The organism is Methylomonas albis (assembly GCF_014850955.1).
In the GTDB taxonomy this organism is placed as follows: Bacteria; Pseudomonadota; Gammaproteobacteria; order Methylococcales; family Methylomonadaceae; genus Methylomonas; species Methylomonas albis.
Window position 1 is genome coordinate 4550957 of record NZ_JACXSS010000001.1, and the last position, 15359, is coordinate 4566315.

Consider the following 15359-nt stretch of genomic DNA (forward strand, 5'->3'; position numbering starts at 1 on the left):
TAGCGTATCAGTATTCATTGTTGTCATCGGCCATCATATTTCGAATATGCTCATCAAGATCAACCTCGAAATATTCAATAGCGTCGTAGTGAGAGGTGGAGATGTACGTATCTCCCAAGTCGGCGGCTCTCAACTTTGAATATCCATTGATCTTTAGACCACAAGCCACACATTGAAATGTCTCTGGGCGCATTACCTGTCGTTCGATAATACCGTCATCACTAACCTCCTTCTTTACTTCGCCCGCCGATTTTCCGTGCAATAAAGCTGTACAACCACATGCTGGGCAATTTACCCGATGCCCGTAATGACGAAGAGAAACCGTGGCCGCTTGCTTTCGCGCTTGTTCTTGTTCTTCGAAAGTTTTATCTCCCCAAACAGTTTTGTGTGCAGAAATTGTGTCTTTTACGGCGTTCGCTTTATCGTCTTTTTGTGCATCGATCTCTTCTTTAGCTTGTTCGGCAATGTCGCTCCCGAAAAGTGATTCAAGCGACTCTCCAATTTCGCTTGCCAATACTTGACAAACCGTAAAGAAACTAGGTAACCATGAAGAAGTTCCAATGTTCTCAAACGGCATATTACCGGAGTGAACCTCGCTATTTCGACGAGCCACATGGCTTGCGCAGAAATTGGAATGTTCTCTTGTAAATCCATCTGCTAAATCTTCTACCCTCTGTATCAACTCAGATATGGACGCTGATTTGGCAACGAATTTTTGCTTCTTTGTTGGCTTACTTAGCGCATGGAGAAGATTGTTCCAATCTTTACTGTCGGCAATTAAAACTGGAGACACATTTGCGACGGTTGCTCGAACCAGCATTTCTATAACAAAAGCTGACCACAATCCAAACTGCCAATTATTGTCTTGATGCTCGAACATAACTTCAGCATAAAGTTGTGCTTTCGCAAACAATGAGTCCTTTGACCATTCGTGGCTTGTTTTTTCCATTGGTTACTCGTTGACTTCAGACAAATAGACTCTTTCCAATTTTCTATTCATCCCGTTAGAGGGTACGCCTGATCGAGAATGGAACATTTTCCAATTATCTATCAGGACGCATTCGTTTTTTCTACCTAAAACTACCGCTTCGTATTGGGTTACGGTAAGACGATCTAAGACCCTATCCCGCAGTGATGATGCTAGTTTGTTAATTGGCTGGATGAATAATGAATCCCATCTATAGAAATCACCTTCAAATAGTCGCAAAGGACTTAAACGCCCGTTTAGCCTGCGTCTTGGTCTAAATAATGCTCGACGTAGATCATATTGTTCTTCATCTTCAAAAATGGGTTGCGATTTGATTATTCTGGTTTCCACAGAAATAGCAGGCACTTTGCAGCAAAGCAGCAAATACCTTGGCGGACGATACCAATGCGCCATATCACTATGAAATGGGAATTCCCCAGTTCCATAGTTGCCGCTATAACTACTCGTCTCTAAGGTTTCTTTCTTGGTAGGCAACAATTCCTGGACTGCGCTCACACCTGGTATGTTAATCACTGCTCCGATGTTGCTAGCAATTTCCAAGGTAGTTTTGCCGAACAATTGACCATCAAACTTGATGTAACCATCCTCTGCGATTTTTGTGAAGAACAAGCTCATTTGTGCGATGACTGATTGGCTCGTATGGGATTTTCCTTTCTGTTTATCATTCGGTTATCAGAAACAATAGCCGCTAAAACCATATTAAAACCATTGAATCAAATTAGGCGATAGACCGCAACGGATCGAACCAAGACGATCAAGCTCTACTTAACCACGCCATGAGATATCAGAAAATCAAATTCCAACCACTTCATCGAGTTCAATGATAAAGACTGTCGGCCATCATTCCAACCTCATTCTGCCAATAGCCTTTTTATTGCCACATCATGACGACCTACGTCACTGTGGCGCTCATCATCAGAACGCCAGTCAGTGCCGCGCCTTTCCAGATGCGATTTATAGCGGCTTGTGGAGTTATCAAAAAACGGCGCATGTTATTCACATGGAAAATAATCAGGCTGGCGTAGCTAGACGTGGCGCGGACTGGCCGGTTTGCGTCGCCGCGAAGAGTTCGGACCGGTGCGCGTCGTATCGATCCCAGTGCCCGGCGTCGGCCAGGGAGGGCCAGGTGACCAACTCGCCTTGGTCGAAACCAGCCAGCGCGGCATCGACAAGATGCTCGGTAGTCATCACCGCTTCTTCTGGAAACGCGGTCAGTGGCATCCCGGCGGTATCCCAAAGTTCGGTGGCTGTGGCGGCAGGCAACACCACTTGAACCCTAATCCCAGTATTTGCCAGTTCTTGCTGTAGGCCGCGACTGAAATTGAGCACGAACGCCTTCGTGCCGCTGTATACCAAGCTCACTGGAAACGTATGAACGGCCAATACCGAGGCGATATTGATAATGACACCTTCGTTGCGTGCCTTGAACGCGGGCAGCACGGCATGCGTCAATCGCGTCAGCGCCGTTATATTCAATGCAATCTGCGACAAGGAGTCTTTCACCGGCGCTTCAGTCACAGGGCTTAGTCTGGCAATGCCGGCATTGTTGACCAAGAATAACTGGGGGAGTAACCGGGTCAGAGGCGCAACGCTGATACTGCTACCCAACATTGATAGCACCGGACAACTAATGCTGTTCTCGATAATTTACGGCATGAATTGGTTGTCCACGATTCCGGCAACCTCGGCCTTGACAGCGGATTTATTCGGGAAACAAAACGTCGGCGTGGTGTTCGGCTGGATTTGCTTCGCGCATCAAATCGGCGCGGCCATTGCCGCCTACAGTGCCGGGTATGTCCATAGTCTGATGGGTGACTACCACCTGGCTTTTGTGGCGTCTGGTTTGTTTGCATTTCTAGCAACCGGCATTGTCATTTTTATCCGCGAACCCAATCCTGTATTTTAAAGACTCAATGAATGCATTTTCTTTAATCAAAGAAATTGGTTTATTCAAAAAAACCCGATGTGCCAAATGTCAGAAAATGGATACATTGCAGTCATCGGCACAACCGGGTGACAGCCAACAACGGGGCAACTCCAGACGATCAAACCTATACAAAATAATAATAACCAGCGTCCGCTTTGGCGTATTTTCATCCCCAGCACCTCGCTTAGATTTTAGAAACAGCTAACGTCTACTCACCGAACTCGGCCTCTGCCACCAATCCAAACATCATTCTGTATCACAAGCCTATCTCGAAGTGCGGCAGCCAGAACACCGTGCTTGCTGATACCGCGCCACGCCACTCGTTGCCATCGACTATTTTTTCGATGCTATCGGCAGCATGTCCTTCAATCGTCATTTATTAAGTTTAATTTAAGGACCTGAGGAGATAGTAGCCGCCAACACAAACTGAAAGCCGGAGAAATAATCATGAGACAGGCCACATCATTCGATGCCAATAATGCCCTCGCTCAAGTTAAGTACGCCATAAAAGATTTGATACACTCGGATTATGACGATAACGAAGACGATGTGATTTACACCGCCAATAAATTGAATTCTGTAGTACGGATGGTGCATGACAACCATCAGACCTGGAACGATGAAGCGATTCGGGAATTCGTGATGCGCCAACATGATCCACTGAGACATATCCCGGTTAAATCGGAAAAGCTCCGCCACATGGTTCGCCATATTCAACAGGATATTATCGTCAAATTTTCCTGACTGTAACGGCTACCCGCTAGCGGCGGCTTGGCAGCAAACCTACAAACCCGGAATCCCCATCTGCTGAATCCGCATTGCGTTATCGCCTTCTTCATACGCCAGCAGTTTGCCGTCCTTCTGATAAAGCTTAAACGCCAAGGCATAGGACAACACTCGAATTGGGTAGTCGCGCGGCAGGGTTTGCAGGTAGGGTTGCATGGTCACAAAGTCGGTGGCGCCGTATTGCTGCATGATAAAACGCAAACCGCCGTTGCGCGGCCCGATGTTGTAAGCCAGCAGGCCTAAAAACAAATCACCGTTCATTTGTTGCAGATAATGTTTGAAGGTGGCGGCGGCGACAAAGGCATTATGCTTGGGGTCGTTGACTTGCAACTCATCGACATCCAGCTCGTCGGCGGCCTCGCGAGTAATGGCTTTGGGCACGGCGGTAATCTGAAACAAGCCTTTGCCACCATCAAAGCTGTCGCGCGGCATAAACGATGACTCGGTAGCAGCGATGCCTTGCAGTAAATTGACATCGACATCAAATGCCTTTGCGGCATCCTCGATTGCCGGATTGAAGGCATCGGCACGCACCATCATTTTCTGTAATCCGCCGATACCATGGCGTCGATACGCGGCATAGACTTGATGGGCCAGCGTTACGCGTTCGGCTTCCTGCTTCCCGCCGACCAAGGTGCGAAAATGCGTAAACACCTGGATATAGCCGTCATGCATCACAAACCAGCCGCTCGAAGCGGCCAACCCCACCGCCAGTGCGGCGGGCAGGTAATCCAATCGGCCATGCAGCCAAGCGCGCAAACGCGACCACGCCAGCAATAGCGCAGCGGAAGCCAGCATCAAAACCACCACCCCAAATGCAAACGGCAACAGACTGGTAAAAAAGCCGGAACCTGACAACCAACTGGCCGAGTAGCCCAACATGAACATGGTCGCCAACACCGCCGCGACCACCAAAGCCACGCCTTCTAAAGCGATCAACCACCAGTTTTGTTTGCTCGGCAGTTTGGCTTTGCGGCGCGGTTTGCCGGGAGACTTCCGGCCGTTGCCGGCTTTGGCGCGAGCGGGTTGCGCCGATCTTGGCTGAGATTTGGCTAGAGTGATTGGCCGAGTCATCGACAGTAATAAAGCATGTGGCATTAATCCGAAAAAATCGAGATCGGCAACGGCGAAAAACCGGCCGATAATACTAGCGCTGGCGTTTGGCGATACTGGCGGTATAGTCCTGCTGGCAATGCCGCCCTATAACTACTATAAAGCAGGTCCACAACCATGCACAATGCCTTCCGCCCAGCCTGGTGGCTGAACAGTCCGCATTTACAGACGATCTATCCGGCCTTTTTGCGGCGCATATCGCCGCCAGCCGGCATCCGCCGCGAAAGATTGGAAACGCCGGACGGCGACTTTCTGGACATCGATTGGATCGACAATGACGACCGGCCGCTGGTGTTGCTGTTACACGGCTTGGCCGGCAGCAGCCGCTCAGGCTATATTGCTGGCTTGCAACATAGCTTGACTACCGCCGGCTTTGCCAGCGTGGCGCTGAATTTTCGCGGGTGTAGCGGCGAGATGAACCGGATGGCGCGTTGTTACCACTCCGGCGAAACCGAAGACATTGAGTTTTTGTACCAAACCTTACGCCAGCGTTTTCTGGACCGGGCGATGGCGGCGATAGGTTTTTCCCTGGGCGGCAACGTGTTATTAAAATGGCTGGGCGAGCAAGGCGATAAGATTGGGTTATCGGCGGCAGTGGCGGTATCGGTGCCGCTGTTGTTAAACGAATGCGCCGACAAGCTCGATCGCGGCTTCTCGAAACTCTATCGCGACTATTTACTGCGCGAGTTGAAACAGCACATGCGCGTCAAGCTCAAGCATTTGCAAAATATCGGTCAACGGGAACAAGCCGAACGGATTGCGGAATTAGGCGAGCTATCGGGCATCAAATCCTTCTGGCAATACGACGAAAAGGTTGTCGCCGGCTTGCACGGTTTTAAAGACGCCCACGACTATTACCGGCGCAGCAGTTCCCGGCAATTTTTAAAGCATATCCGCGTCCCAACTTTGGTATTGCAAGCCAAGGACGATCCGTTCATGACCGAGCGCGTGCTGCCGACCAGCGCAGAGCTATCCGATCAGGTGCAATTGGAAGTTTGCACCGGCGGCGGGCATGTGGGGTTTGTGGGAGGCTCGTTTTTTAGGCCGGAATATTGGCTGGAGGGGCGGATTGGCGGATTTCTGCGGCAACACCTACCATGGCCAACGGCAACGTGAAATACTCTTGGCGAATAAGACAGAAACCGGCTCCACACCTAAGGTTGCTTTCGTCGCTTGTTCCGATGATAGGTCAAGGCCATAGCAATACAGATTGACAGGCTATCCATGTCGACGTCTTCAGTTTCCTGAAAGACAAGCGCCCGATTGCGTTCGTATTTAAACCGGTGCGGAAATAGCGTCCGAAAGGTTTCAACCAAATTCGTTGAGCAGGTGAAATACATGGCATATTGGTTCGGCTTCTCTTTCTTCCATGCCATTCTGATCGTACTGCCACATCCGGTTTCGGCGGTCATATAAGCAGGCTCGCCCCACTTTAAGGCTTCCTCTAGCTGTCCGACACCCTCGCTAGCCGCCACAGCAAAGATTGCTTCGCGAAGCACCAGCATTTTCCGACGAATTTCCAACGGATAGTCGTCGAAGACTGCCTTGACGGTCGTATTTAGAAATTGCTTCATAAAGGGCAAAGACTCTCGGAGTTGTTGGGTTAAATACCCATGCCGTCAACTTAAGTTAAAAACAAAAGCTTAGTCATTCAGCCGATATAAGTCATCAATCCAATCAGCCCAAGATCGGAATACTTTCTACAGAAGCAGCTATATCTACCTATGCAGCCCGCCAACACTAAAACTCATCCCCAACCAAAGGCTCACGTTTGGGCACCTTAGCCAAAACAGCCTGAAAAGCGGCTTTGTCGGCTCGTTCGGCTCGGGCCTGCAGGTAGTCTTCGGTGGCGATGGCCGAGACTTTTTCGGCAACGGCGCTGGCTATGAATTGATTGATCGATACGCCTTCCTTACTCGCCAGCTCTTTGATATGGCGGTGTATGGAATCGGGCAATCTCAGACTTAGTGCACTCATGGTAAACGCTCCAGCAAGGTTTTTGGCGTGATGGCTTCGACGCCGAATTTTTCGATACGGGCAAAATCTTTTAAATTATGGGTAACAATGGTGTTTACTCGGGCAGCAACGGCCAACTCCAAGACTAAATCGTCTTTCGGGTCCGGCAAATAAGGTCGCCATAAAAAATACACCTTTTGATGACGGCTAAATCCACACAGGTTATCCAGCACTATGTCTATTTCAGCATCGGTCAGTTGCAGCATGGAACGGTTGCGTTTCAAAACATCCTCATACTCGAACAAAAGTGGTGTCGATATGGCTGTTTGCAACTGCCCGCCGGCTAAAAGCTCCAGCAATTTAAAGGATGCGCCGTTAGCGGAATACAAGCCGGCGAACAGAACATTGGTATCAAGTATAACCTCATGCATACCACATACGGTATCACCATTATAATGACTCAAACAAATTCTTTACTGCCTGTTCTCATGTAAGCCTGCCTAACCGAAAAGAGTTTTATGACAAACATTCACTCCCAAGTCCTATTCCTCTGCACCGGCAACTACTACCGTAGCCGGTTCGCCGAGTATTTATTCAACCATCACGCGCCTGCTTACGCGCTATCGTGGCGGGCGTTTTCACGTGGGTTGGCTATCGAGTTGCTGAAGGACGATGCCGGACCTATTTCGCCGCATACCCGGCATGGCTTGGACTTGCGCGACATTCCTATCGAGCCCATCCGTGCGCCGATTGCGCTGACCGAGCAAGATTTGACAGCGGCCCGGCACATCATTGCCTTGAAGCAAACCGAGCATAAACCCTTGCTACATAGCCGCTTCCCGGACTGGGTGGAACGCGTGGAATACTGGCAGGTAGACGATATAGAAGACGCTCACCCAAGCGAGGCCTTGCCGCAGATAGAAGCCGCCGTACTAGTGCTGCTAAGGCGTTTGGCTAACGATGCCGCGAGCTAAGGATACGCTGAACGAATCGCCATCCTGCGCAAGCGGAAGCTTTAGAGTGAACTGACGCACGGGTTCTCAAGGTATTAAGTCACAGACACCAGGCAGCCTGTGGAATACATTCAGCATGGCTTTAATCACTTAACTCGCCATGCCGGAGAACTACTATGGAAACCCATATTTCATCAGCCATTCCTTGCTGTCCTGACTTAATCAAAGATGACCACTGCGACGTCATCAACTTTAGCAGAGTACTGACTTATCCCACGGTGCTAGCCGCCAACAACCGCCGCAGCGTCAATGTAGAAGTCATCCTGCATTTTAAATACTCACGCTGCACCTTGGGGTTAACTTTAGGCGATCCGGTTTACAGCACCACCTTGCTGCCCGGCGAAAAAGTCCGCTTATCGACAACAGACCGCAGAAGTCGCTTTAGCTACGACAGTGAAACCAAATTAAGTTATCGCAGCGAACAAATCTCCGAAGACCAGTATTTTATGACGGCTACTCAAAAATACCTGGCCGATTCATCCGCTGCTCAATCGGGACATGCCTCCAATTCATCGGAAGGCCATTGGGATTTTCACGGCGATGCCGGCGGCAGCATCAATCCGTTCAGCTTAAGCGCCAGTGCAAGTACCAATGCCAGCGGCAACCATAACAGCAGTTCGATTGCCGATTATCTAAATCAACAAAAAACCCACGTGCAGAGCTCGGCCTCCCAAGCCGTCAGCGCGACGCATAAAGCCTATTCACTTTCCATTGGCGAAGTCAGCAGCCGTACCCATATCGAAGGTGAATCGGAAGATCATTTCGAAGCGTCTGCTCGTGAATTTACCAACTTTAATAAATGCCATGCCGTTTCTTATTTGTTTTATCGGCTCAATAAAAAGCAAAAAATCAAATTCGAACTGGTTGCGATAGAAAGGCGGGTGCTGGATGACAATGCGCCGATTGGCGGGGTGCTGCAGCCCGACAGCCCACGTCTGCCGATAGCTCTGGTTCCTCAAGATATTCCGGCAACCAGCACTATGAAGACGGCTGCCTTTAGTATCCGCGAGGCCGCCAACCTCAACCAAGATACCTTCTTACAATCAAGAAACAACCAAAACTTCGGCATTCCATTGGATACAGAAACCCGGGCCACAGCGCTAAAAGAAGTCGATAATCAATTGATCGCTAAAAACCTGATCGACAAAAATGGCAAGGTTTCTCAAGAAACTAAACAGACCATCGGGTTTGAAATGGAGTTTTCATTGCCCACACCCGGCATCATCGTTAAAGGCTGTCTGGACGAGTGCGATGTCTGCGAGCCTTTGCTTAAAGAGCGGATGCAACTGGAGAATGATTTACTGCGCAAGCAAATCGAATTACTGGAAAAATCACAAGAATACCGGTGCTGCCCGCCCGCGCCGGTTATTGCCGATTAAACCACAACCGGATTTATCTCTCCCTTAGATGCCTCGGCATTACCCGCATTAGCATTGGAACCGGCATAGCGAAAACACGCGTTATTTGCCTTAGGCAGGAGTGGGGTTTTAAAAGCCGCTCCTGTCTTGTCCGGCATTCCGTCTAAACCTTGCTTGTCTGCCCCAATCGACTCTCCGTAGGGCCTGTACAAGGCTTGACATTACGCTAGATTCACAAAATGACTAGCTAGCCAACCGGGAGCCGCTTCAGGAACTTATCACACCATTCCCACTCTTTGAGCAAACTACAATAACTCAACGCGGCAGTAGCACCGCCCTGTGTTACTATTTTCCCCTTTTATTTTTCTGTTTGAATGTAATGGCGCCTAGCAAACCGTTGCAACTGATAGACCGCTTCGGCAGAGTGGTCAACTACCTGCGGGTATCGATTACCGACCGCTGCGATTTTCGTTGCGTCTATTGCATGGCCGAAGACATGACTTTTCTGCCGCGCAGCCAGATTCTCAGCCTGGAAGAAATCCGCTTTATCTGCGAAACCTTCATCGAGTTGGGTGTCGGCAAAATCAGGATTACCGGCGGCGAACCGCTGGTGCGCAAGGGCGCATTAGGCTTGATGCAAGACCTGGGCCGCGTACCCGGCTTGAACGAACTGGTATTGACCAGCAACGGCTCGCATCTGGCCGAGATGGCCGACGACCTTAAAGCGGCCGGCGTCAAGCGCATCAACATTAGCCTGGATACCTTGGATCCGGCCAAATTCAAGGAACTGACCCGAACCGGCGATTTGCAGCAAGTGCTGAAAGGCATAGAAAAAGCTCGAACGGCCGGCTTCCAACGCATCAAACTCAACGCGGTGATTCTGAAAAACCGCAATCATCAAGAAGTCTGTGACCTGGTGCAATTTGCCGTCGAGCATGGCGTAGACATCAGCTTTATCGAAGAAATGCCACTGGGAGCGGTAGACAACCATCATCGCGGCGCCGCGTTTTATCCCAGCGATTTGATCAGGCAGGATTTGCAACAGCGCTTTACGCTGGAAGCCGTCGCCGACTCGACCGGCGGGCCTTCGGCCTATTATCGGGTGGCGGGCAGCGATAGCCGAGTGGGTTTTATCTCGCCGCATAGTGCCAATTTCTGCGGCACTTGTAACCGGGTACGTCTAACCGCCGAAGGCCGCTTGCTGCTGTGTTTGGGTAACGATCATTCGGTCGATCTAAAACAAGTCGTCAGAGAACATCCCGGCGACAAAGCCATGTTGAAACAAACCATAGTCGAAGCGATGCAGATCAAACCCGAAAAACACGAATTCAATATTTACGAACAGCCGGTGATTTTGCGGCACATGAACGCCACCGGCGGCTGAACAACGGAGGACCTCATGTCGGATAACAAAGCCTATCACATCGTCGCCGAAGCCCGGCGCTATAAGGAAGAGCGGGAAAAAGGCTACCGGGAACAAGCCTTAAAACTTTATCCCTGGATATGCGGACGCTGCTCGCGGGAGTTCGATCATAAAAATTTGCGTGAACTGACCGTACACCACGTCAATCACGATCACGACCACAATCCCCCCGACGGCAGCAACTGGGAGTTACTTTGTCTGTATTGCCACGACAACGAGCATCAACGCTACGAAGAGCACGTGCGTTACGGCGGCAAAGCCACATCGGAGGGCAAAGCACCCGCCGCGACTTTTAATCCATTTGCCGATCTGAAAAACCTGATGAAAAAAGACTGATGCCAAGTAAATGCGTTTGGGCGCTGGGTAGCGCTAACGAAGAACATTATCACGATCACGAATGGGGGGTGCCGCTACACGACGAGCGGATGTTGTTCGAGTTTCTGATACTGGAAGGCGCGCAGGCTGGCCTTAGTTGGCGGACCATACTCGACAAACGCGAGGCTTATCGCGCTGCTTTCGATGATTTCGATGCTACCAAGATCGTCAGATACGATCACAAGAGGCTGGCGTCGCTCATGCAAAATCCCGGCATCGTCAAAAACCGTTTGAAAATTGAATCCACGATAAGCAACGCCCAGGCCTTTTTGCGAATGCAAGAGGAATTCGGCAGTTTCGACCACTACATCTGGCGCTTTGTCGATGGCGAAACGCGGCAAAATCACTGGCTTAGCCATAGCCAAATACCGGCTTATTCCGCCGAATCGGTCAGCATGAGCAAAGACCTGCAAAAGCGCGGCTTTAAGTTTGTCGGCAAAACCATCTGCTATGCTTATATGCAGGCGGTGGGTATGGTCAACGATCACACCGTCGATTGTTTCCGCCACTCGCAACTGATAGCCACCACAACACCATGAGTTCCGAACCGCTCGCAACCGATTACCGGAGTTTAATTGCCCACAGCCAAAGCCTGGTAATCGCCAGTTGCTCCGAGCATGGGGTCCCCGAAGTCAGTTATGCGCCGTTTTTAGAATACCAAAACACCTATTACATCTATGTTAGCCAATTGGCGCGGCATACCGGCAATATGCTGCGCCAAGGCCAGGCATCTATCATGTTCATCGAGCCTGAGGCCGAAGCAGTCAATCCGTTTGCCAGACGCCGCTTGGTATTCGAATGTGCCGTCGGTGAAATCGATAAAGTGCAGGTAGCATATGCCGAGTTGTTAGATATGCTGCAAGACCGGTTCGGTGAAACTATCGCCGTTTTACGCTCACTCGCGGATTTTCATTTACTGGCCTTAACGCCTTTGCGCGGCCAATATGTCGCCGGCTTCGGCAGAGCATTTAGCATCGATATCGAGAATGGCGTTCCCTTACCTGCAATCCAATAAACGGCTTTTGCACTGCCCTCGGCCATGACAAGAGTACGCCTGTTTAAGCATGTCAGCCCCCCTTAGACTCCTTCTGCTCAACAGCGCCCTGGCTCTGGCCTATTTTGCCGGCGGTTATTTAGGCCATCAGCTGGCGATGCCGCCCAGCCATGCCAGCCCAATCTGGCCGTCAGCCGGCATCGCACTGGCAGCGCTACTGGGTTATGGCTCCAGAATATTGCCCGGGCTGATTATCGGCACCCTATGCACGCAAATATACACTTTTGCGGATCTAGCCACTGCAGACGATTGGTCCATGCCCATTTTGATGGGTGGCGCCGCCAGCGTCGGCGCCATCGCCCAGCCCTTGCTTGGCGCAGCCTTGATCAACCGTTGGATAGGCAAATACAATCCGCTGATGGAAGATCGACATATCGTCTGGTTTTTCTTGTTGGCAATAGCCAGCTGCTTGGTCTCGGCCAGCATCGGCGCAAGTTTTCTGTATATTTTCGATACTATCGATGCTGTAGAAATCGGCCTGAACTGGTGTACCTGGTGGATAGGGGATGCGATAGGCACGGTAATCTTTACGCCCTTGCTGCTGTTGTTTATCGGTACGCCGCGCCATATCTGGCGGGAGCGGCGAAAATTCGTGGCCTATCCCTTATTAATCTCGCTGTTGTTGGTGATTGTCGCCTTTGTCTACAGTCGTAGCGTGGAAAACCAGCGTATCAACGAACTGTTCGAAAACCATGTCATTCTGACCCATATCAACCTTCAAGAGCATTTCAGCGACGACATTCTGAACAATCAGTTACTCAAAGCCTTGTTCGACAGCTCGGAATCGGTCGATCCCAACGAGTTCAGGCTATTTGCCCATACCATTTTCACTAAACATCCGGAGTTGGAGGCATTGGAGTGGATCCCCAGAATCAATGCCGACGAACGCACCGCCTTCGAACACCGGGTGGAAACCACCATCCACGAACGAGACGCCAACCAACAGCTGATTCCCGCAGGCAAACGCGACATTTATTTACCTATCGCCTATGCCTTCGGCAGCCAGCAAAATATCGGCTTCGATATCGCCAGCAATCAGCAGCAGTTGGCTGCAATCAATAAAGCAATCACATCCGGCCAAACCGTGGTGACGGCCGGTATCGTATGCAACGACAATCAACCTGGCTTTGCCATCTATTCGCCGGTTTATCTCAAAGGAAAATCGCTTAACTCCAGCGCCCAGCGCGAGCAATTTTTTGTGGGTTTGGTCGGCAACGTTTTTAAATTAAGCAGCGAAGTTCAGGAGTTGTCCGCACGCCTGCAAAGCATACAGTTGTCGGTAGCAATCTATGATCAAGACCAGCTGTTATACAGTAGCGCGCGAGTCGGCGCTGAATCGAAAAAAAGCTACCTGCCCCCCATAAGACGACAAACGCTGGCCGTCGCCGACCAGAGCTGGACCCTTGAATATCAACCCTTGCCGGAATTTTATACCCAACAACATTCCTGGACGGTTTGGTGGCTGCTTTCCGGGAGTTTTTTGCTCTGCGGCCTGACTGGCTTTGGTTTAATGCTGATGAGCGGACGTACCGCCCGCATCGAAGATTTAGTAGCCTTGAAAACCCGAGACTTATTGCGCAGCAATCAAGCCCTGAACACTGAGATCGAGCGTCGCAAACAACAAGAAAACGAACTGCGCATAGCCGCGACCACCTTCCAATCACACGAGGCCATTATCGTCACCGATGCCGATGGGGCGATTTTGCGCGTCAACAACGCCTTTAACAAAATCACTGGTTACAGCGCGGACGAAGTGATTGGCAGGCAGCCGGACTTTCTGTCGTCGGCCCATCAAGCCCCGGGATTTATCCAAGCCTTGATCAATGCCTTGACCAGGGATAACCAATGGCAGGGCGAAGTTTTGAATCGGCGCAAAAACGGCGACGTATTTCCGGAATGGCTAACGGTTACCGGCGTGCGGGACGAGCAGGGCCTTCTACTTAATTATGTGGCAATTTTTTCCGACATCAGCGAGAAAAAAGCCGCCGAGCGGGAAATCCATGAACTGGCGTTTTACGACCCGTTGACCAGCTTGCCGAATCGGCGCTTATTACTGGACCGCTTGAAGCAGGAAATCGCCGCCGCCAAACGCCAAAGCTATTACGGCTCTCTGTTTTTTCTGGATTTGGACCACTTCAAAACCCTCAACGACTCGCGCGGCCATCAAGTGGGCGACGAATTGCTGATCCAGGTTGCCCAACGTCTCAAATCGCTTATCCGCGACGAAGACACCGCGTGTCGGCTGGGCGGCGACGAATTTATCGTGATGGTACCCGGCCGCTATTCGCAACTGTCGCAAGCGACCAGTCACGCGGCGATGCTGGCGGAAAAAATCCTGCACACCATCAATCAACCTTTCACGGTGCAGGGCAGCGAACATCACTTTTCCACCAGCATAGGCGTTACTTTGTTTCCCGAGGTATCTGAGCAGCCGGAAGCGATCATTCAACAAGCGGATACCGCCATGTATCGGGCTAAGGAAAGCGGCCGAAACGGCATTAGTTTTTACCGGCCCTCGATGCAGGCAACCGCCGATCGCCGTCTGACTTTGGAAAAAGAGATTCGCCAGGCACTGAAACAACGGCAGTTTTTACTGCACTATCAGGCCCAGGTCGATCACCACGGCAAGGTGGTCAGTGCCGAAGCGCTGATCCGCTGGCAGCATCCGGAAAAAGGCATGGTTTCGCCGGCGGAGTTTATCCCGATTGCCGAAGATACCCAGTTGATTTTACCCATCGGCGAATGGGTAATGCGCGAGGCCTGCCGGCAAATCAAAGTGTGGGACGCACAAAACCTACCTATTCACCACGTAGCAGTTAATGTCAGTTCCCGACAATTCCGCCAAGCCGATTTCGTCGATCAAGTTAAACGCATTTTGGTAGACGCCGAACTGTCGGCCGAGCGCCTGGTCATCGAACTGACCGAAGGCTGCGTCATCAGTGACATCGACGATACCGTGGAAAAAATGCGCGACTTACAAACACTCGGTGTGAAAACATCTATCGACGATTTCGGTATCGGTTATTCCTCGCTGTCTTACCTAAAAAAATTGCCCATCAGCCAATTGAAGATCGATCAGAGTTTTGTTAGAGACATCGCCAGCGACCCCAACGACGCAGTGATTGTGGAAACCATTATCAACATGGCCAAAAATCTAGGTTTGCACGTGATTGCTGAAGGCGTGGAAACCCAGGAACAATTGATTTTTTTACGCAATAAAGGCTGCCTATCCTACCAAGGCTATTACACCGGCCGGCCGGTATCGGCCGCCGCATTTGAGCTGGAGGACAGATTGCTACCCATCGGGTAATGGAGCATTAAGCGCAGGACATAGAAAGCGCCACCTCAAGCCCGACAAACATTCTC

17 protein-coding genes are annotated in these 15359 nt (G+C 50.7%); 10 read left to right on the forward strand and 7 right to left on the reverse strand.

Annotated elements, in window-relative coordinates:
* Positions 1-7: 7 nt before the first annotated feature.
* The 3 genes from EBA_RS20390 to EBA_RS20400 all read right to left on the reverse strand — a co-directional run bounded on the left by EBA_RS20390 (position 8) and on the right by EBA_RS20400 (position 2599).
* On the reverse strand, positions 8-949 hold the full coding sequence (locus EBA_RS20390; RefSeq protein ID WP_192376418.1) for a hypothetical protein: 942 nt from the start codon (positions 947-949) through the stop codon (positions 8-10).
* Between the two features lie 3 nt (positions 950-952).
* Entirely contained in the window at positions 953-1603 is a 651-nt protein-coding gene (locus tag EBA_RS20395) for a Fe(II)-2OG oxygenase family protein (protein WP_192376419.1), read from the reverse strand.
* 396 nt (positions 1604-1999) lie between these two features.
* Positions 2000-2599, reverse strand: coding sequence for an SDR family NAD(P)-dependent oxidoreductase (locus EBA_RS20400; RefSeq protein WP_223146717.1), 600 nt, complete (start codon positions 2597-2599; stop codon positions 2000-2002).
* Positions 2600-2618: 19 nt separating this feature from the next.
* Here EBA_RS20400 and EBA_RS20405 point away from each other — a divergent pair, with 19 nt between their 5' ends.
* Positions 2619-2894 carry an MFS transporter gene (locus EBA_RS20405; RefSeq protein ID WP_223146718.1) on the forward strand — a complete coding sequence of 92 codons (276 nt, stop codon included), beginning with the start codon at positions 2619-2621 and terminating at the stop codon, positions 2892-2894.
* Positions 2895-3362: 468 nt separating this feature from the next.
* Entirely contained in the window at positions 3363-3659 is a 297-nt protein-coding gene (locus tag EBA_RS20410) for a hypothetical protein (RefSeq protein WP_192376420.1), read from the forward strand.
* A 39-nt stretch (positions 3660-3698) separates the two neighbouring features.
* Here EBA_RS20410 and EBA_RS20415 read toward each other — a convergent pair whose 3' ends face one another.
* Positions 3699-4799, reverse strand: a complete 1101-nt coding sequence (locus tag EBA_RS20415) for a transglycosylase SLT domain-containing protein (protein WP_225616380.1) — start codon at positions 4797-4799, stop codon at positions 3699-3701.
* A 132-nt stretch (positions 4800-4931) separates the two neighbouring features.
* Here EBA_RS20415 and EBA_RS20420 point away from each other — a divergent pair, with 132 nt between their 5' ends.
* Entirely contained in the window at positions 4932-5930 is a 999-nt protein-coding gene (locus tag EBA_RS20420; protein WP_192376421.1) for a hydrolase, read from the forward strand.
* 38 nt (positions 5931-5968) lie between these two features.
* Here the strand turns inward: EBA_RS20420 and EBA_RS20425 are convergent, their stop codons facing one another.
* The 3 genes from EBA_RS20425 to EBA_RS20435 all read right to left on the reverse strand — a co-directional run bounded on the left by EBA_RS20425 (position 5969) and on the right by EBA_RS20435 (position 7201).
* Positions 5969-6388 (reverse strand): DUF1801 domain-containing protein, encoded by a 420-nt coding sequence (locus tag EBA_RS20425; protein ID WP_192376422.1) that lies wholly within the window; start codon positions 6386-6388, stop codon positions 5969-5971.
* Positions 6389-6554: 166 nt separating this feature from the next.
* Entirely contained in the window at positions 6555-6791 is a 237-nt protein-coding gene (locus tag EBA_RS20430; RefSeq protein ID WP_192376423.1) for a toxin-antitoxin system HicB family antitoxin, read from the reverse strand.
* The gene (locus tag EBA_RS20435; protein ID WP_192376424.1) at positions 6788-7201 is read right to left on the reverse strand and encodes a putative toxin-antitoxin system toxin component, PIN family; all 414 of its coding nucleotides are present in this window, start codon (positions 7199-7201) and stop codon (positions 6788-6790) included. Before EBA_RS20435 ends, EBA_RS20430 begins: the two co-directional genes overlap by 4 nt.
* An 87-nt stretch (positions 7202-7288) precedes the next feature.
* On the opposite strand from EBA_RS20435, the gene EBA_RS20440 reads away from it, so the two are divergent.
* From EBA_RS20440 to EBA_RS20470, 7 genes are all read left to right on the forward strand, one after another.
* Complete coding sequence (locus tag EBA_RS20440; RefSeq protein WP_192376425.1) at positions 7289-7744, forward strand: arsenate reductase/protein-tyrosine-phosphatase family protein; 456 nt, start codon at positions 7289-7291, stop codon at positions 7742-7744.
* A gap of 155 nt (positions 7745-7899) precedes the next feature.
* A complete protein-coding gene (locus EBA_RS20445; protein ID WP_192376426.1) occupies positions 7900-9162 on the forward strand; it encodes a hypothetical protein in 1263 nt (420 codons plus the stop codon).
* A 358-nt stretch (positions 9163-9520) separates the two neighbouring features.
* On the forward strand, positions 9521-10525 hold the full coding sequence (gene moaA / locus EBA_RS20450) for a GTP 3',8-cyclase MoaA (protein WP_192376427.1): 1005 nt from the start codon (positions 9521-9523) through the stop codon (positions 10523-10525).
* 15 nt (positions 10526-10540) lie between these two features.
* On the forward strand, positions 10541-10900 hold the full coding sequence (locus EBA_RS20455; protein ID WP_192376428.1) for a YajD family HNH nuclease: 360 nt from the start codon (positions 10541-10543) through the stop codon (positions 10898-10900).
* Positions 10900-11478 (forward strand): DNA-3-methyladenine glycosylase I, encoded by a 579-nt coding sequence (locus EBA_RS20460; RefSeq protein ID WP_192376429.1) that lies wholly within the window; start codon positions 10900-10902, stop codon positions 11476-11478. Before EBA_RS20455 ends, EBA_RS20460 begins: the two co-directional genes overlap by 1 nt.
* Positions 11475-11954: a HugZ family pyridoxamine 5'-phosphate oxidase gene (locus EBA_RS20465; RefSeq protein ID WP_192376430.1), complete on the forward strand. Its 480-nt coding sequence runs from the start codon at positions 11475-11477 to the stop codon at positions 11952-11954. The genes EBA_RS20460 and EBA_RS20465 overlap by 4 nt, the downstream gene beginning before the upstream one ends.
* Positions 11955-12003: 49 nt before the next feature.
* Positions 12004-15303, forward strand: coding sequence for an EAL domain-containing protein (locus EBA_RS20470; RefSeq protein ID WP_192376431.1), 3300 nt, complete (start codon positions 12004-12006; stop codon positions 15301-15303).
* Positions 15304-15359 lie beyond the last annotated feature (56 nt).